Below are 17,978 nucleotides of genomic sequence, written 5' to 3' on the forward strand. Positions count from 1 at the left end.
AGCTATACGAGCCGCAGTTTGCGGGCCGTCTTGCCGAGCGAGGCGCGGTCGGCGTGGGGGAGGGCGAAGCGCAGCGAAAGCCAGATCGCGCTCGCGGCGATGGCGGTGATCAGCGGTAGTGCGACCGCATCGGGCAGGCGGCTCGCGAGAAGCGCGACGGCGCCGGCGCCGATCGTGATCGCGAGCCCGATCGCTGCGACCTTCGGAAATTGCTGGTCGAAGGGATGGAGGCGCTCGCCCGCTGCGAGCTGGATCATCGGGATGCCCGCCATCACGACGAGGCCGATCGACATGGCGAGGGTGACGCCGGTGAGCGCGTCCATATGGCCGACGATCAACCAGCCTGCGGCGATCGCGACGATCACGCCGAACAGGCTCGCGGTGAGCTGGTGGCGGAAGGCCGCGACGACCTGCAGCACCGGGAGCGAAATGCCGAGCACGGCTTCGAGCGCGCGCGCGAAAAGCAGGATGATCACCGCACCCTGCGCGATATGCGCCTGTGCGCCGAACAGGCCGAGCAGCGACGAACTGCCCGCGGCGAGCACCGCGGCGAGCGGCAGTGCGATCGCGAAGATCAGGCGCGTCGCATAGGCGTAGATGTCGGCGACCTGCGCGCGGTCGGATCGCTCGGCGCTGGCCGCGAGGGGCGCGAGGACATAGACGAAGGCGATGCGGACGAGCTGGACGACGCTCGACAGCTTGCGCGCGATGGTGAAGAGACCCGCCGCCGCCGCGCCCGCTGCGCCGGGGAGCAGCAGGTTGAGGATCAGCGCGGGGGCGTCGCCGAACAGCCGCGCGATGATGTTCGACGGCAGGATCGACAGGCCGGCCCAGAAGGTGCTGCGCGCGGTGTCGCTCGCCCACGGGCCGCGCCAGAGGTCGGTGAAGCTGTAATAGCGCGCGAGCAGGCGGACGCAGAGGAAGGCGGTGACGGCGAGTGAGCAGAGATGCGCGATGAACAGCCCCTTGAGGCCGAGCCCGCCCGCGAAGAAGAGGCCCGCGAAGACCAGCCGCATGATCTGTTCCCAGACGATGCGCAGACGAATCTCGGCCCCGAACACCATGCGCGCGCGCATCGCCGAGGTCGCGATCTCGACGAAGGCCCAGAGCGGCAGTGCCCAGACGAACAGCTGGATCGCGGGAACGACGAGCGGCCGGTCCTTGTCGGCAACGTTGAGCAAGGGCGCGAGATCGGCGGCGAAGAGCGCGATTCCGCCCGCGACGATCAGGCACGGGCCCACCCCGAAGACCATCGCGGTGCGCAGCGCCGCCGCCGCCTCGGCATCGCTCGCCGATTGCGGCACGGTGCGCTGCATCGCGCTCGTCATGCCGGTGTCGAAGATATTCTCGAGCAGGTTGATCGTCGCCCACAGCACCGCGTAGAGGCCATAGCCCGCGAGCCCGAACATCAGGACGTAAAGCGGCTGCGCGACGATCTCGACCACCGCGCCGAGCCGCGCGAGCACGGTGGTGCCGAGCCCGCGCGCGACGTGGCGGCTGGTCACGGCAGGGGGTGCGGCGGCGTCTTCGCTCATCGCAGCGCCCCTAGCCGCTTGCCCGCTCGCTCGCCAGCGGCTTTCGCGCTTTCAACCCCTTGTCGACTCCCTCAATCGGGTCTAGGCAGCCCGCAATTGCACAAGGGAGCCCGCGACATGGCCGAATTTCGCCTGCCCAAGAACAGCCGCATCGAGAAGAGCGGCACGGTCCACAAGGCCGAGGGGGCGACCAGCGTCAAGAAATTCAAGGTCTATCGCTATAACCCCGACAGCGGCCGCAACCCGCATTTCGACACGTTCGAGATCGACACCGAAAAATGCGGTCCGATGGTGCTCGACGCGCTGATCAAGATGAAGAGCGAGCAGGACTCGTCGCTGACCTTCCGCCGTTCGTGCCGCGAGGGCATCTGCGGCAGCTGCTCGATGAACATGAACGGCAAGAACGGCCTCGCCTGCACCACCGCGATCGAGGATCTGAAGGGCGACATCACGATCACCCCGCTGCCGCACATGGAGGTGATCAAGGACCTCGTCCCCGACTTCACCCATTTCTATGCGCAATATGCGTCGATCGAGCCGTGGCTGAAGACCAAGACGACGACGCCGAGCGGCAAGGAACGATTGCAGTCGCCCGAGGAACGCGAGAAGCTCGACGGGCTCTACGAGTGCATCCTCTGCGCCTGCTGCTCGACGAGCTGCCCGAGCTATTGGTGGAACAGCGACAAGTTTCTCGGCCCCGCGATCCTGCTCCAGGCTTATCGCTGGCTCGCGGACAGCCGTGACGAATATACCGGCGAGCGGCTCGACGAACTTGAGGATCCGTTCCGCCTCTATCGCTGCCACACGATCATGAACTGCGCCAACGCCTGCCCCAAGGGCCTGAGCCCGGCGCGCGCGATCGCCGAAATCAAGAAGCTCGAGGCCGAGCGGCAGGTTTGATGTTGGCTGACGCCAAGAGCGGCACCGGCCCGCTCCCCCACCCGGCTTCCCTGACGATAGTAGCCTATGGGAGGCCGGGTGGGGGAGCGGGTCGGTGCCGCTCCGCCTTGGCGGATGACTATTCGTGAACGACAGTATCGAGGAGCCGAAGCGCCGCGAGAATTTCAGCGCCGAGGCGCTGAACGACGGCTGGGTAAGCTGGAACCTCAAGGATCCGACGCGCTTCAACGCCTTTCTCGAGCCGCTGTCGGTGCGCGCTGAGTCGCCGACCTCCGACGGCCGCCCGCGCGCCCGCGTGCGGATGCTTCCCGAGCGCAAGCACAGCAATCTCGGCGACAATGTCCACGGCGCGGTGACGCTGGGGCTTGTCGACATCGCGCTCTTCGCCGCTTCGCACCAGTTCGGTTCGCTCGACGCGGGCCATTCGGTGACGCTCGATCTGTCGACGCAATTCGTCGGGGCAGGGCGCGTCGGCGAGCCGCTCGACGCCCTCGTCGAGCTGGTGCGCGAGACCGGCCGGCTCATCTTTCTGCGCGGCCTCGTGGTGCAGGGCGCGGATGACGCCCATATCGTGCTGAGCTTTGCAGGAACGATCCGGAAGGCGAGCCGGAAGTGACCTCGGTCCTTGCGGCCTATGACGCGCTGGTTGCCGCCGGCGAGCTCAAGTCCGACCCCGAACAGCGCGCCGCCGCCGAGCGTCTGAACCGCCTGCAGGCGGAACTGGAGGCGTCGCCGCCGCGCGGCAGCCTGCTGTGGCGGATCGCGGGCCGCAAGCCCGAGGCCCCGCGCGGCGTCTATCTGTGGGGTGCGGTCGGGCGCGGCAAGTCGATGCTGATGGATCTCTTCACCGATCAGCTTCACATCCAGCGGAAGCGACGCGTCCATTTCCATGCCTTCATGCAGGATGTCCACGCGCGGATGCGCGAGGTGCGCAAGAGCGAGGCGGGCGACCCGATCCCGATCGTCGCCGCGGCGCTCGCGGAGAATGTCCGCTGTCTCGCCTTCGACGAGATGGTGGTGAACAACAGCGCCGACGCGATGATCCTCTCGCGCCTGTTCACGGCGCTGATCGAGCGCGGCGTCACGGTGGTCGCGACCTCGAACCGGCCGCCGCAGGATCTTTACAAGGACGGGCTCAACCGCGAGCATTTCCTGCCCTTCATCGCGCTGGTCGAGGCGCGGCTCGACGTGATGGGTTTGAATGGCCCCACGGACTATCGCCGCCACCGGCTCGGCGACGGCAGGCGCTGGTTCGTCCCCGCCGATGCGGCGGCGACCGAGGCACTGTCGGCCGCCTTCTTCCGCCTCACCGACTATCCGCCCGAGGACCGCGCGCATGTTCCCTCGCTCGACCTCGACGTCGGCGGCGGGCGGACGCTGCATGTGCCGAAGGCGCTGAAGGGCGTCGCGGTCTTCTCCTTCAAGCGTCTCTGCGGCGAAGCGCGCGGCGCGGCCGACTATCTGGCGGTCGCGCGCCATTTTCACGCCGTCATCCTCGTCGGCATCCCGCGCATGGGACCCGAAAACCGCAACGAGGCGGCGCGCTTCGTGACGCTGATCGACGCGCTCTACGAATATAAGGTCAAGCTGCTCGCCAGCGCGGCGGCCGAGCCCGACGCGCTCTATGTTGCGGGCGACGGAGCTTTTGAATTCGAGCGCACCGCGAGCCGGCTCGCCGAGATGCAGTCGGACGATTATTTGGCCCTAGGCCACGGTCAGGATGACGCCGGCGGTGATTCCGCCCCAGCGCGATGAGTTGAGCGTGACGTAGATCAGGCTGCGCACATAGCGCAGTTCGTGGGCCAGATGTCCGACCGCCTGCTCGATCCGGCGGCGGATAGTGCGCAGCATGCGGGGCTCGGCGACATGGATGCGGTCCGGGTGCGGCGGCGGCAAAGGCAGCCCGGCGAAGCCGCCGCTCGTCACCCGCGGGTTTTCGGCGATCGCGCGACACAATGCCTCCATTCGCGCGATCGCCAGCCGGTTCGGTACGGCGCGGTCGCGGCTGAGCAGTTCGAAACTGTGGCTGAAGGCCGAGAACTGGATCGCGCCGCTCGCAACCACATGATCGAGCGCGTCGCGCATTTCCTCCTCCGACATCGCGCACAGCTGGGCGGGGCGAAAACGGTCGGTGCCCTCGAGCAGCCCGCTGACCGGCACCTCGCAGACACCGTGGTGGACGCGCATGCCGAGGTTGGCTGGATCGTGCGCGACCGCGCAGCTCTGACCGATCCAGGCGGCGTTGAAGCTGCTGTCGTAGCGAAAGCCGAGCGCGGCGAGCGCGCGCAGCGTATCGTCATTGGCGCCGAAATTACCGGCGCGAAAGGCAGTGGGACGCGGCGCCCCCGAACGGGTCAGTATGTCGCCCGCGAGGCCGATCAGCTTTTTCTGCGCCGCCAGCGGAAAATCGCCGATGTTGCGTCCCGTGAGCCTGCCGACCGGATTCAGTCGCGCGAATTGCAGCCATTCGGTGTGGATGTGGAGCTGGACCTCGTGTCCGCGCCGGACGATCGGCCGGGCGATCTCCTCGATGATCGCGGGGCCATAGACCAGCGCCGGCATCGGATCGACGAAGAACACGCCTTTGAGGCCGAAACGATCGAGCATGTCCATCTGGAAATGGATGCCGAAGTCGCCCTCGCGGCAGCGGCCGAGGATCGAGCTTTCGAAATTGGCGCGCGCGTCGAGACCCCGTTGATGGAGGCCCGCCGACAATTCGGTGTCGAAGCTGATGATCGCCCGCGTCATGGCGCGGGCCTAGCAAGGCAGGGATAAGGGAGGGTTAAGCGCCGTCTAGGGGCTTTTTAGAAACGCAATGTCACATCGACCCCGGCGCTTTTCGTATCGCCCCAGGGGAGGATATGGACGCGGTCGTTCGCCCTGGTCGTGATCAGGTGCCCGGTCGCGGTGCCGATCGCCGCACCGACCAGCACGTCGCCGACCCGGTGCCGCTTCGCCTCGACGCGGCTCAGCCCCACGAAGGATGCGACGACATAGGCAGGCAGCCCGGCTTTCCAGCCATAGCGATTGTGCAGCGTCGCGGCGGCGGCGAAGCTGGTCGAAGTGTGGCCCGAGGGAAAGCTCTTGTCGTCGCTGCCGTCGGGACGTTGCGAGGGGAAGGCTTCCTTCAGGCCCTGGGTGATCAGGATCGTGCCGCCGATGCTGCCGCCCGCCTCCAGCACGCCTTCCCAGTCGCCCTGCACCGCGGGCACGCCGAAGGCGGCGACGACCAGTGCATTCTTCGCGATCGTGCCGGCATCGTCCCAACCCTTCTCGCTGGCTTGGGCCGGCGCGGCGATGCTAAGCGACAGGGCGAAGGCGAGTCCGGCGGTGCTGCGTCTGAACATGCGGATCTCCCGAAAGGTCTCGCTCCGTGTGCGGAACGAAGACTTATCGCAGCCGCGTGCGGAGGCCAAGACAAAGCCGGGGCCTTGCCGGGAAGGTCTGCGATGCCCACCTTCCGGGTTCCACGAGGAACTCATTATTGCTATTGCGAACTATTTGCAGAAAAAGCCCGATTTTCGCCCTTTTGGCGGTTGTTTCCTTAAGGGAATCGGCGTAGGGGCGTCGCCAGTCTTTGGCCGGCTGGGCGGTAATGGCCCGTGCCCCCGCCGGTTCCGTGAAGCATTGCCGGGCTTGCCAGAAGGGAGTGCCGCGCGCCATGGGACGCAAGAAGATCGCATTGATCGGAGCCGGGAATATCGGCGGAACGCTGGCGCTGCTCGCCGCGCAGAAGGAACTCGGCGACGTCGTCCTGTTCGACGTGGTCGAGGGCGTGCCGCAGGGCAAGGCGCTCGACCTGTCGCAGGTCGGCCCGATCGCGGGCTTCGACGCGAAGATCACCGGCACCAACGACTATAAGGACATCGCGGGCGCCGACGTGATCATCGTCACCGCCGGCGTCGCCCGCAAGCCGGGCATGAGCCGCGACGATCTGCTCGGCATCAACCTGAAGGTCATGAAGGCCGTCGGCGAGGGCATCAAGGCCAACGCCCCCGACGCCTTCGTCATCTGCATCACCAACCCCCTGGATGCCATGGTGTGGGCGCTGCGCGAATTCTCCGGGCTTCCGCGCAACAAGGTCGTCGGCATGGCGGGCGTGCTCGATTCGGCGCGCTTCAGCCACTTCATTGCCGACGAATTCGCGGTGTCGGTCAAGGACGTGAACACCTTCGTGCTCGGCGGCCACGGCGACACGATGGTCCCCGTCGTCCGCTACTCGACCGTCAACGGCATCCCCGTTCCTGATCTGGTCAAGATGGGCCTGTCGACGCAGGAGAAGATCGACGCGATCGTCAAGCGTACCCGCGGCGGCGGCGGCGAGATCGTCGCGCTGCTCGGCACCGGCTCGGCCTTCTACGCGCCGGCTGCGAGCGGCATCGCGATGGCCGAAGCCTATCTGGGCGACCAGAAGCGCATCCTGCCCTGCGCCGCCTATGTCGACGGCGAATATGGCGTCGACGGCCTCTATGTTGGCGTGCCGGTGCAGATCGGTGCCGGCGGCGTCGAGAAGATCGTCGAGATCGAACTCGACGGCGCCGACAAGGCGGGCCTGCAGGTATCGGTCGACGCGGTCAAGGAGCTGCTCGACGCATGCAAGGCGCTGGATCCCAGCCTCGCCTGAACCCTTTCTGGCCCGCCCGGCCGGACAGGCCGGGCGGGCTGACTCTCCCCGGGAGACTTAGATTATGTCCATCCTCATCGACAAGAATACCAAGGTCATCACGCAAGGGATGACCGGCGCCACCGGTACCTTCCACACCGAACAGGCGCTCGCCTATGGCACCAAGATGGTTGGCGGCGTGACGCCGGGGAAGGGCGGCACGACGCATATCGGCCTGCCGAACTTCAACACCGTCGAGGAAGCCAAGGCCGCGACCGGCGCCACCGCGAGCTGCATTTACGTTCCGCCGCCGTTTGCCGCCGACTCGATCCTCGAGGCGATCGACGCCGAGATGGAGCTGATCGTCTGCATCACCGAAGGCATTCCGGTGCTCGACATGGTCAAGGTGAAGCGCGCGCTGTCGGGTTCGAAGTCGCGGCTGATCGGCCCGAACTGTCCCGGCGTGCTGACGCCGGACGAATGCAAGATCGGCATCATGCCGGGTTCGATCTTCAAGAAGGGCAGCGTCGGCGTCGTCTCGCGCTCGGGCACCTTGACCTATGAGGCGGTGTTCCAGACCTCGAACGTCGGACTCGGCCAGACCACCGCGGTCGGCATCGGCGGCGATCCGGTCAACGGCACCAACTTCATCGACGTGCTCGAACTCTTCCTGGCCGACGAGGCCACCAAGTCGATCATCATGATCGGCGAGATCGGCGGCGACGCCGAGGAGCAGGCGGCGCAGTTCCTGATCGACGAGGCGAAGCGCGGCCGCAAGAAGCCGATGGTCGGCTTCATCGCGGGCCGCACCGCGCCTCCGGGCCGCCGCATGGGCCATGCCGGCGCGATCGTGTCGGGGGGCAAGGGCGACGCCGAAAGCAAGATCGCGGCGATGGAAGCCGCGGGCATCACCGTGTCGGCGAGCCCGTCCGAGCTCGGCACGACGCTCGCCGAGGTGCTGAAGGAACGCGTCTGACGATCCGCGCCCGCCGGCAACGCAAAGCGGCCGGCGGGCGTTGATCCCCGAAATCCCTTCTCCCCCATTCCTCCCCGAGAATGGAAAAAGACAATGAACCTCGAACGACAGAGCTTTGACATCGACGAGCCGCAGGCCGGCCCGAGCTGGGCGCCGAAGAACTGGCCCCAGATTGATGGCGACGACCTTACCGCGGCGCTCGACCCGCAGCAGATGCAGGTGGCGGTGAAAGCCGCCGCCGCCAAGGCCGGCGCGCCACTGTCGAACGCCGAGGTCGAGCGCGCCGCCGACGAGGCGATCCGCGCGATGATGCTGATCCGCACCTATCGCGTGCGCGGTCACCTCGCAGCGAAGCTCGATCCGCTCGGCCTGTCGAAGCGCGAACTGCCCGCCGACCTGACCCCCGAATATCACGGCTTCGTCGGCGCCGACCAGGACCGGCCCGTCTATCTGGGCGGCACGCTGGGCCTCGAAAAGGCGAGCGTGCGCGAGATCGTCGCGATCCTGCAGGCCAATTACTGCGGGCACGTCGGCCTCGAATATATGCACATCGCCGACGTCGAGGAGCGGCGCTTCCTGCAGGACCGGATGGAGGGCGCCGACAAGCATGTCGAGTTCACCCCCGAGGGCAAGCAGGCGATCCTCAAGAAGGTGATCGACGCCGAGGAATGGGAGAAGTTCCTCGCCAAGAAATATGTCGGCACCAAGCGCTTCGGGCTCGACGGCGGCGAGGCGATGATCCCGGCGATGGAAGCGATCATCAAATATGGCGGCCAGTACGGCGTGCGCGAGATCGTGTACGGCATGGCGCACCGCGGGCGGCTCAACATGCTCGCCAACGTCATGGCGAAGCCCTACCGCGTCATCTTCCACGAATTCCACGGCGGCAGCGCCAACCCCACCGACGTCGGCGGGTCGGGCGACGTCAAATATCACCTCGGCACCTCGACCGACCGCGAGTTCGACGGGATCAGCGTCCATATGTCGCTCGTCCCCAACCCCTCGCACCTCGAGGCGGTCGACCCCGTCGTGCTCGGCAAGGTGCGCGCGCAGCAGGTCCACCGCGACGACCTCGAAAAGCACGAGCAGGTGCTGCCGGTGCTGATCCACGGCGACGCGGCCTTTGCGGGGCAGGGCATCGTCTGGGAATGCCTCGGCTTCTCGGGCGTTCCGGGCTACAACACCGGCGGCTGCATCCATTTCATCGTCAACAACCAGATCGGCTTCACGACAAGCCCGCAGTTCGCGCGCTCCTCGCCCTATCCGTCGGATGTCGCCAAGGGCGTCCAGGCGCCGATCCTCCACGTCAACGGCGACGATCCCGAGGCGGTGACCTTCGCGTGCAAGCTCGCGATCGATTTCCGCCAGCAGTTCAAGCGCGACATCGTCATCGACATGTGGTGCTATCGCCGCTTCGGCCACAACGAGGGCGACGAGCCGAGCTTCACCCAGCCGCTGATGTACAAGATCATCCGCAAGCATCCGCCGGTCAGCGAATTGTTCGCGGCGCGGCTGGTCGACGAAGGCGTGATCGGGGGCGATTTCGTCGCGCAGCATCGCGCCGAATTCACCGCGCATCTCGAAGAGGAATTCAAGCTCGGCGCCGACTACAAGCCCAACAAGGCCGACTGGTTCGCCGGCCGCTGGTCGGGGCTCTATGCGCCCAAGGACGACGACGGCAATCGCCGCAACGTCGAAACCGGGGTGACAAGCAAGCTGTTCGACGCGGTCGGCCGCGCGATCACCACGATCCCCGACGACGTCGACGTCCACAAGACGCTGCGCCGCGTGATCGACGGGCGCGCCGAGATGTTCAGGTCGGGCGAGAATTTCGACTGGGCGACCGGCGAGGCGCTCGCCTTCGGCACCCTGCTCAGCGAGGGCTATCAGGTCCGCCTGTCGGGCCAGGATTCGGGCCGCGGCACCTTCAGCCAGCGCCACGCCGTCTGGGTCGACCAGACGACCGAGGCCAAATATGTGCCGCTGAAGACGCTGCCGCACGGCCGCTTCGAGGTGCTCGACAGTCCCTTGAGCGAATATGGCGTGCTCGGCTTCGAATATGGCTATGCGATGGCCGATCCGAAGAGCCTCGTGCTGTGGGAAGCGCAGTTCGGCGACTTCGCCAACGGCGCGCAGATCATGATCGACCAGTTCATCGCGTCGGGCGAAGCCAAATGGCTGCGCGCCAACGGGCTCGTGCTGCTGCTGCCGCACGGCTACGAAGGGCAGGGTCCCGAGCACAGCTCGGCGCGCCTCGAACGCTTCCTCCAGCTCTGCGCCGGCGACAATATCCAGGTCTGCAACATCACGACGCCGGCCAATTATTTTCACGTTCTGCGCCGCCAGATGCTCCGCGACTTCCGCAAGCCGCTGATCATCATGACACCCAAGTCGCTGCTGCGGCACAAGCTCGCAGTCAGCGGCCGCGACGAGTTCCTCGGCGACAGCCATTTCATGCGGATCAAGTCCGACATGACGCCGCCCGCCGACGACAAGATTCGGCGGCTGGTGCTCTGTTCGGGCAAGGTCGCCTATGACCTGATGGAGGCGCGCGACAGCGCGGGCCTCGACGATGTCAGCGTGGTGCGCATCGAACAGCTCTACCCCTTCCCCGGCGAGGCGCTCGCCGTCCGGCTCAAGCGGATGACAAATCTCGAAGCGGTGGTGTGGGCGCAGGAAGAGCCGCGCAACAACGGCGCCTGGTTCTTCGTCGAATCGCTGATCGAGGAAAGCCTGCACGCGGCGGGGCACAAGGGGATGCGGCCGCGCTACGCCGGCCGTGCCGCCGCGGCATCGCCCGCGACGGGCCTGATGAGCCGTCACCAGACCGAACAGGCGGCGCTCGTCGCCGACGCGCTCGACCTCAGCGTCCGCGCCGAAATCCGCCGCACCAAGAAAAAAGCCTGATCTCCCGCAAGGAATGACCCCATGAGCACCGAAGTCAAAGTTCCCACCCTCGGCGAAAGCGTCACCGAAGCGACGATCGGCGAATGGCTGAAGCAGCCGGGCGATGCGGTCGCGGCCGACGAGCCGATCGCCAGCCTCGAAACCGACAAGGTCGCGGTCGAGGTCCCGTCCCCCATCGCGGGCGTGATGGGCCAGCAGGTCGTCGCGGTCGGCGACACGGTCAATGTCGGCGCGGTGATCGCGACGATCGAGGCAGGTGAGGGCAAGGCGGCGTCCGCTGCGCCCGCTCCGGCGGCGGCTCCCGCTCCCGCTGCGAAGGCGGAGACCGCGGCTCCCGCGCCGGCGACGACCGGCGACGAGGCGGCCGACACGGTGACGACGCTGTCGCCCGCAGTGCGGCGCCTGGTGCTCGAGCACGGGCTCGACCCGAGCAAGATCAAGGGCAGCGGCAAGGATGGCCGGCTGACCAAGGAGGACGTGCTAGCCGCCGCCAATGCGGCGCCCGATGCGGCCGCTGCTCCGGCACCTGCTGCTGCCGCGCCGGTTCCCGCCGCGAGCGGTGCGCCGGGCCGCCGCGAGGAGCGCGTCAAGATGACGCGGATGCGCCAGACGATCGCCAAGCGGCTGAAGTCGGCGCAGGATACCGCGGCGATGCTGACCACCTTCAACGACTGCGACATGTCGGCGGTGATCGAGGCGCGCGAGAAATATCGCGACAGCTTCGAAAAGAAGCACGGCGTGCGCCTCGGCTTCATGAGCTTCTTCACCAAGGCGGTCGCGCTCGCGGCGCACGACATTCCCGCGGTCAACGGCCGCATCGACGGCGACGAGATCGTCTATTACGACTATCTCGACGTCTCGATCGCGGTCAGCGCGCCCAACGGCCTCGTGGTGCCGATCGTCCGCAACGCTGAAAGCCTGTCCTTCGCCGGAATCGAAAAGGCGATCGCCGACCTCGGCAAGCGCGCCAAGGAGGGCACGCTGACGATGGACGACATGACCGGCGGCACCTTCACCATCTCGAACGGCGGCGTGTTCGGCGGCCTGATGTCGACCCCCATCATCAACCCGCCGCAGTCGGCGGTGCTCGGCCTCCACCGCATCGAGGACCGCCCGGTCGTGCGCAATGGCGAGATCGTGATCCGCCCGATGATGTATCTCGCGCTCAGCTATGACCACCGGCTGGTCGACGGCCGCGAGGCGGTGACCTTCCTGAAGACGATCAAGGAAGCGATCGAGGATCCGACGCGGCTGCTGATCGATTTGTAACACGTCGCCCCAGCGAAAGCTGGGGCCGCTATCCCCCTGGCGCCGCTATCGACGCCAGCGATCCCGGCTTTCGCCGGGATGACGAATGGAGTTGATAATGGCTGATTACGACTACGACGTCCTTGTCATCGGTGCCGGCCCCGGCGGCTATGTCGCGGCGATCCGCGCGGCGCAGTTGGGCCTCAAGACCGCGTGCGCCGAAGGGCGCGAGACGCTGGGTGGCACCTGCCTCAACGTCGGCTGCATCCCGTCGAAGGCGATGCTCCACGCGTCGGAATATTTCGAGGCGGCGGCGGGCGGCGCGATGGCGGCGATGGGCATCAAGGTGAAGCCCGAGCTCGACCTCGGCACGATGCACGGCCAGCGCAAGGATGCGGTGAAGGGCCTGACCGGCGGCATCGAGTTTCTGTTCAAGAAGAACAAGATCGACTGGCTGAAGGGTTATGCCAAATTCACCGCCGCTGACACGGTCGAAGTCGCGGGCAAAGCCGTGCGCGCGAAGAACATCATCATCGCCACCGGATCGTCGGTGACCCCGCTTCCGGGCGTCGAGGTCGATAATGCGAAGGGGATCATCGTCGATTCGACCGGCGCGCTCGAACTCGCCAAGGTGCCTGGGCATATGGTCGTGATCGGCGGCGGGGTGATCGGGCTCGAACTCGGCAGCGTGTGGCGCCGTCTTGGCGCCAAGGTGACCTGCGTCGAATTCCTCGACCAGATCCTGCCCGGCATGGACGGCGACGTCCGCAAGGAAGCGAACAAGATCTTCAAGAAGCAGGGTATCGAGTTCAAGCTCAAGACCAAGGTCACCAAGGCCGAGGTGAAGGGCAAGAAGGCGGTGCTGACGCTCGAACCCGCGGCGGGCGGTGATGCCGAGACTCTCGAGGCCGACGTCGTGCTCGTGTCGATCGGGCGCCGCCCGAACACCGACGGCCTCGCGCTCGACAAGGCGGGGCTGGAGCTCAACAAGCGCGGCCAGATCGAAACCGACCATGATTTCCGCACGAGCGTCCCCGGCATCTGGGCGATCGGCGACGTGATCCCCGGCCCGATGCTCGCGCACAAGGCCGAAGACGAAGGCATCGCCTGTGCCGAGAATATCGCGGGCCAGACCGGCATCGTGAACCACGACGTCATCCCGTCGGTCGTCTACACCTGGCCCGAGATCGCCGGTGTCGGGCTGACCGAGGAGGCGGCAAAAGAGCGCGGGGAGGTCAAGGTCGGCAAATTCCCGATGCTCGCCAACAGCCGCGCCAAGACCAACCACGAACCCGACGGTTTCGTGAAAGTCATCGCCGATGCCAAGACCGATCGCGTGCTCGGCGTGTGGTGCATCGCGAGCGTCGCCGGCACGATGATCGCGCAGGCCGCGCAGGCAATGGAATTCGGCGCGACCAGCGAGGACATCGCCTACACCTGCCACGCGCATCCGACACACAGCGAGGCGATCAAGGAAGCCGCGATGGCGGTGACGGGCAAGCCCATCCACATCTGACGGACAGCATGAGGGGGAGACGGGATATGGCGAAGCGCGGGCTCTGGGCGGCGGCTTCGCTGGCCCTGTCGCTGGCGGCGACCGGCGCGCAGGCGGCACCCGACATGGCGGCCGCCAATACGCGGCTGTCGGCGCTGCTCGACAAGAACTATCCCGCGCTGGAGGCGATCTACAAGGATCTGCACCTCCACCCCGAACTCGGGATGCAGGAGGTGCGCACGGCGGGCATCCTCGCCCAGCAGCTCCGCAAAGCGGGCTTTGCCGTGACCGAGAAGGTCGGCGGCACCGGCGTCGTCGGCGTGCTGAAGAATGGCGATGGCCCGACCATCCTTATCCGCGCCGACATGGACGCGCTGCCGCTGGAGGAGAAGACCGGCCTTCCCTGGGCGAGCAAGGCGCGTGCGAGCTATGAGGGCAAGGATGTGCCCGTGATGCACGCCTGCGGGCACGACACCCATGTCGCCTATCTGGTCGGCGTCGCGCAGGCGCTTTCGGCGATGCGCGACAGCTGGTCGGGCACGGTGGTGCTGATCGGCCAGCCCGCCGAAGAAACGCTGAAGGGCGCGCGGGCGATGCTCGACGACGGGCTGCTGACCCGCTTTCCGAAGCCCGACTTCGGTTTCGCCGCGCATGTCAGCAACCTTCCCTCGGGCGTGGTGGCGATCAAGGCCGGACCGTCCTCGTCGGCGTCGGACAGCTATTCGGTGATCTTCCACGGCCGCGGCGGCCACGGTTCGATGCCCGCCGCGACGATCGACCCGATCCCGATCGCGGCGCGCTTCGTCACCGACGCGCAGGTGCTGATCAGCCGCGAAAAGGACCCGGCGGCGTTCGGCGTGCTGACGGTCGGCGCGATCCATGCCGGCAGCGCCCCGAACATCATCCCCGACAGCGCCGAGGTGAAGGTCAACCTCCGCTCGCAGTCGCCCGAGGTGCGCGACCTGCTGCGCACCGGAACGGCGCGCGCGGCCAAGGCCGCGGCGGCGATGGGCAACGCCCCCGAACCGACGGTCACCTATCTGGGCGGCACCGGCGTGCTGATGAATGACGAGGCGATGGCGGCGTCGGCAGCCGGGCTGCTCGGGCCGGTGTTCGGCAAGGGACTGGTCTTCGCGCCCGCCAGCGCCGCGCCGCTGTCGGGCAGCGAGGATTATTCGGAATATGTCGAGGCGGGGGTGCCGTCGGTCTTCTTTGGCATCGGCGGCTATGATCCCGCGGTCCTCGCCGACCTCAAGGCGAAGGGCGAGCCGGCGCCGACCAATCACTCGCCCTTCTTCGCGCCCCAGGCCGAGCCCGCGATCCGCAACGCGGTGACCGCCATCGTCCTGTCGATCATCGGCGGCGTGCGTCCGGCGGCGGAATAGCGTCGGCGATGCCCGAGTTCGACAATGCGCTGATCGTCCGATTGCTCGACCTGGTCGGCATTGGCGTCTTCGCGCTGTCGGGCGCGCTGATGGCGGTGCGGCTGCGGCAGACGCTGGTCACCGCGAGTTTCTTCGCGCTCGTCACCGGGGTTGGCGGCGGCAGCGTGCGCGACCTGCTCATCGGCGCGCCGGTGTTCTGGGTGCACGACGGCGCGATCGCCGCGATGTGCATCGTGATCGCGCTGGTCGTCTGGGTGACGCCCGAACGCTGGTGGCAGGGCCAACTGCTCGAATGGGCCGATGCGGTCGGACTCGCCGCCTATGCCGTGTTCGGCACCGCGAAGGCGATGGCGTGGGGCGTGCCTCCGGTGCCCGCGCTGATGATGGGGGTGATCACCGGCTGCGTCGGCGGCACGATCCGCGACGTATTGGCGGGGGTGCCGTCGATCATCATGCGGCCCGAAGTCTATGTCACCGCCGCGGCGCTCGCCTCGGGACTCTTCCTCCTGCTGCAATGGCTGGGGGCCGGAACGCCCGTCGCGGCGGTTGCGGGCGCCGGGGCGGGCTTTGCGCTGCGCGGCGCGGCGATCCGCTGGTCGCTCGCGCTTCCGGCCTATCGCGGCCCGAAAACCGGATAGGCTTGCCAAATCGCGAATCTGTGGCAGGTTCGCCTTATGAACAGCGATGTCAGCACGATCGCCCGCCGGGTGCGCGGCCAGGCCGATGCCTTGCCCGACCTGTTCGGGCGCTTCGATTTCGACAACGCGCCCGAGCGCTGGGCGCCCGAAGCCGATGCGGTCAGCGAGCTCGGCCGGGTCCGGGGAGCCGACCGGGCCGCCTATCTGGAGGACGCGGAGCTGCTCGCGCGCATCCGCGAATATACGATGCTCGGCGACCGCACCGGCGACGCCTATGCGGCGCTGATGCCGCGCTATGGTTTCCAGCGCACCGTCGCGATGCTGGTCGAGGCGTGCGATCGCGGCGTGGCGGCGGTCGAGGACGCGCCGCCCGAACTCGCGGCGCTGATCCACGAGATGGAGCAGAAGCCGACGTGGCTCGACATGGAACTGGTCGAGGAGGGCGCGGCCTACGAGCGCAATGCGACCGCGAACCTCTCGCCCTTCCTGATCCGCGGCGCCTTCATCGCGACCTTCCTCAACAAATATTCGGCGCTGCCGATGGCGCTGACCGGCACGCTCGGCCACGGGACCGCGGCGCGGCGGGTGAAGGAGACCGCGACCTTCTTTGCGACGACCGCGCTACCGGGCGCGCTGGGACGCTTCGGGCCCGGCTTCAAGGCCGCGGCGATGGTGCGGCTGATGCACTCGATGGTGCGCGTCAACGTGCTGTCGCGACCGGACATGTGGGACGCCGAGACCTATGGCATGCCGATCCCGCAGCTCGACCAGATGCCCGCGGGGCTCATCCCCGTCTATTTCCTGTCGCAGGAGGTGCTGGCGAAGGGGCGCACCCGCTTCAACCGGCTCGAACGCGGGCGGGTCGAGCTCGCGCGCTACCGCTGCTATCTTCTCGGCCTGCCCGAGGATCTGCTCGCCGACACGCCGCAGGAGATCGTCCGCATCTGGCGCACGCGCAGCGCCACCCTGCGCTACGAATATGACGACCGCGTCTGCGGCGGCCTGCTGCGCGCGACGATGGAGGCCGAGCTGTCGGCCGACCCCTCGCCCAAGGGACGCGTCAAGCGGCGGCTCGAGCGCTCGGTCAGCCGCGTCTTCTTCGTGAAGGCGTTTCTGAGCGGGGACGAGGAGCGCGCGGCCGATGTTGGCGTACCGGTCTCGCGCCGCGACCATCTGATCTACGGCGCGACGATGCTGGCGGTCGCGGGGCGCATGGCCGCCTATCGCGCCGCGTCGCGCCTGCCCGTCGTCCGCCGCCTCGCCGACCGGCGGCTCGTGCGCCGGATCGAGCGCCAGCTTGCGGGCTATGGCCGCGCCGAATTCACCACCGACTCCGCGCATTATCGCCCGGCAACCGCCAGCTGACGGATATAACCGCATGACGACCGAACAGACGACCGCGAACGGCCTATCGATCACCTATGAGGACAAGGGGCCGCGCGACGGGCCGGTGATCCTGCTGGTGATGGGGCTGGGTGGGCAGCTGACCCTGTGGCCCGACGAATTCGTCGATGCGCTGAACGCGCGGGGGTTCCGCACCATCCGCTACGACAATCGCGACGTCGGCCTGTCGACGCGCTTCGAGGCGGCGGGGGTGCCCAACCTCAAATGGATGTTCGTGAAGGCGGCGATCGGGTTGCCGGTGCGCCCGGCCTATACGCTCGCCGACATGGCGGCCGACGGCATGGCGCTGCTCGACCGGCTCGGCATCGAGCGCGCGCACATCGTCGGCGCGTCGATGGGCGGGATGATCGCGCAGCATATCGCCGCGCGCTATCCCGAGCGCGTGCTGTCGCTGACCTCGATCATGTCGACGACGGGAAACCGCCGCCTGCCGCGCGCGCGGAAGGAGGCGATGCAGGTGCTCGCGAACCGGCCGATGGGCGGCGATCCCGAGGACATGATCGCCTATTCGGTGCGCGCGGCGCGGGTGATCGGCAGTCCCGGCTATCCCGCCGAGGAGGCGCGGCTGCAGCGCCGGGTGCGCGCCGATTACGAGCGCGGCTTCTATCCGCAGGGTGTCGCGCGCCAGATGGCGGCGATCGTCGCCGACGGCGACCGGCGCGCGATGCTGAAGGGCGTCAAGGCGCCGACGCTCGTCATCCACGGCGAGGACGATCCGCTCGTGCCGCTGGCGGGCGGACGCGACACCGCCGCGAGCATCGCCGGGGCGCGGCTGATGACGATCCCCGGCATGGGGCACGACCTCCCGCTCGCGCTGGTCGACACGCTGACCGGCGCGATCGCGGAGCATGCGAAGGACGCGGTGGTCGCGGCCTGATTTCTCTCCT

15 protein-coding genes are annotated in these 17,978 nt (G+C 67.6%); 12 read left to right on the top strand and 3 right to left on the bottom strand.

The window, feature by feature from the left end:
* Window positions 1-2: 2 nt before the first annotated feature.
* Entirely contained in the window at window positions 3-1,535 is a 1,533-nt protein-coding gene (locus ACOTSS_RS02495; protein ID WP_448689969.1) for a lipopolysaccharide biosynthesis protein, read from the bottom strand.
* Between the two features lie 117 nt (window positions 1,536-1,652).
* Between ACOTSS_RS02495 and ACOTSS_RS02500 the strand changes: the two genes are divergently transcribed.
* The 3 genes from ACOTSS_RS02500 (at window position 1,653) to zapE (ending at window position 4,190) form a co-directional block, all read left to right on the top strand.
* Window positions 1,653-2,435, top strand: coding sequence for a succinate dehydrogenase iron-sulfur subunit (locus ACOTSS_RS02500; RefSeq protein ID WP_095388555.1), 783 nt, complete (start codon window positions 1,653-1,655; stop codon window positions 2,433-2,435).
* 124 nt (window positions 2,436-2,559) lie between these two features.
* Window positions 2,560-3,051, top strand: a complete 492-nt coding sequence (locus tag ACOTSS_RS02505) for a PaaI family thioesterase (RefSeq protein ID WP_448689970.1) — start codon at window positions 2,560-2,562, stop codon at window positions 3,049-3,051.
* Window positions 3,048-4,190: a cell division protein ZapE gene (zapE, locus tag ACOTSS_RS02510; RefSeq protein ID WP_448689971.1), complete on the top strand. Its 1,143-nt coding sequence runs from the start codon at window positions 3,048-3,050 to the stop codon at window positions 4,188-4,190. The genes ACOTSS_RS02505 and zapE overlap by 4 nt, the downstream gene beginning before the upstream one ends.
* Here zapE and ACOTSS_RS02515 read toward each other — a convergent pair.
* Both ACOTSS_RS02515 and ACOTSS_RS02520 read right to left on the bottom strand, forming a co-directional pair.
* Complete coding sequence (locus ACOTSS_RS02515; protein ID WP_448689972.1) at window positions 4,140-5,183, bottom strand: polysaccharide deacetylase family protein; 1,044 nt, start codon at window positions 5,181-5,183, stop codon at window positions 4,140-4,142. The genes zapE and ACOTSS_RS02515 overlap by 51 nt on opposite strands.
* Window positions 5,184-5,239: 56 nt before the next feature.
* Complete coding sequence (locus tag ACOTSS_RS02520; protein ID WP_095388558.1) at window positions 5,240-5,782, bottom strand: phosphatase PAP2 family protein; 543 nt, start codon at window positions 5,780-5,782, stop codon at window positions 5,240-5,242.
* Window positions 5,783-6,096: 314 nt separating this feature from the next.
* Here ACOTSS_RS02520 and mdh point away from each other — a divergent pair, with 314 nt between their 5' ends.
* The 9 genes from mdh (at window position 6,097) to ACOTSS_RS02565 (ending at window position 17,968) form a co-directional block, all read left to right on the top strand.
* Window positions 6,097-7,059, top strand: coding sequence for a malate dehydrogenase (gene mdh / locus ACOTSS_RS02525; protein ID WP_448689973.1), 963 nt, complete (start codon window positions 6,097-6,099; stop codon window positions 7,057-7,059).
* A 64-nt stretch (window positions 7,060-7,123) separates the two neighbouring features.
* Window positions 7,124-8,014: a succinate--CoA ligase subunit alpha gene (gene sucD, locus ACOTSS_RS02530; protein ID WP_448689974.1), complete on the top strand. Its 891-nt coding sequence runs from the start codon at window positions 7,124-7,126 to the stop codon at window positions 8,012-8,014.
* A gap of 93 nt (window positions 8,015-8,107) precedes the next feature.
* Window positions 8,108-10,921 (top strand): 2-oxoglutarate dehydrogenase E1 component, encoded by a 2,814-nt coding sequence (locus ACOTSS_RS02535; RefSeq protein WP_448689975.1) that lies wholly within the window; start codon window positions 8,108-8,110, stop codon window positions 10,919-10,921.
* A 21-nt stretch (window positions 10,922-10,942) separates the two neighbouring features.
* Window positions 10,943-12,190: a 2-oxoglutarate dehydrogenase complex dihydrolipoyllysine-residue succinyltransferase gene (gene odhB / locus ACOTSS_RS02540; RefSeq protein WP_448689976.1), complete on the top strand. Its 1,248-nt coding sequence runs from the start codon at window positions 10,943-10,945 to the stop codon at window positions 12,188-12,190.
* Between the two features lie 97 nt (window positions 12,191-12,287).
* A complete protein-coding gene (gene lpdA, locus ACOTSS_RS02545) occupies window positions 12,288-13,685 on the top strand; it encodes a dihydrolipoyl dehydrogenase (RefSeq protein WP_448689977.1) in 1,398 nt (465 codons plus the stop codon).
* Window positions 13,686-13,711: 26 nt separating this feature from the next.
* The gene (locus ACOTSS_RS02550) at window positions 13,712-15,049 is read left to right on the top strand and encodes an amidohydrolase (protein ID WP_448689978.1); all 1,338 of its coding nucleotides are present in this window, start codon (window positions 13,712-13,714) and stop codon (window positions 15,047-15,049) included.
* Between the two features lie 8 nt (window positions 15,050-15,057).
* Window positions 15,058-15,687, top strand: a complete 630-nt coding sequence (locus ACOTSS_RS02555; RefSeq protein ID WP_448689979.1) for a trimeric intracellular cation channel family protein — start codon at window positions 15,058-15,060, stop codon at window positions 15,685-15,687.
* A 36-nt stretch (window positions 15,688-15,723) separates the two neighbouring features.
* Window positions 15,724-17,052 carry an oxygenase MpaB family protein gene (locus ACOTSS_RS02560; RefSeq protein ID WP_448689980.1) on the top strand — a complete coding sequence of 443 codons (1,329 nt, stop codon included), beginning with the start codon at window positions 15,724-15,726 and terminating at the stop codon, window positions 17,050-17,052.
* Window positions 17,053-17,065: 13 nt separating this feature from the next.
* Window positions 17,066-17,968 carry an alpha/beta fold hydrolase gene (locus ACOTSS_RS02565; RefSeq protein ID WP_448689981.1) on the top strand — a complete coding sequence of 301 codons (903 nt, stop codon included), beginning with the start codon at window positions 17,066-17,068 and terminating at the stop codon, window positions 17,966-17,968.
* Window positions 17,969-17,978: the final 10 nt, after the last annotated feature.

The organism is Sphingopyxis sp. NJF-3, from assembly GCF_053514865.1.